This is a genomic window from Agathobacter ruminis (assembly GCF_002735305.1).
In the GTDB taxonomy this organism is placed as follows: Bacteria; Bacillota; Clostridia; order Lachnospirales; family Lachnospiraceae; genus Roseburia; species Roseburia ruminis.
In genome coordinates this window covers 1-221 of the sequence record NZ_PDYG01000106.1, presented here as the reverse complement: position 1 = coordinate 221, position 221 = coordinate 1, and the positions used below count along the sequence as shown (strand labels likewise).

Here is a 221-nt window from a genome sequence, read left to right as displayed (position 1 = left end):
GTGGCTCCACCACCGGATTTAAAGTGGAACGGAGAAGCGGCCGCAGAATATGCCAGAGAATGGGCAGATGGACATAATCCTGTATATGCATATTACGGATCGGATTGTACAAATTATGTTTCGCAGTGTATAAAAGCTGGTGGCATGCTTATGACATTTCCAAAATCATATAAGGATAAAACAAATGGAAATATTATAGAGACAAACAAAAAATGGTTCTA

General features: G+C 38.9%; 1 protein-coding gene. It reads left to right on the top strand.

The features are described from left to right. Positions 1-221, top strand: a 221-nt coding sequence (locus CSX02_RS10805; RefSeq protein WP_189281533.1) for an amidase domain-containing protein, incomplete at both ends; no start/stop codon positions are given.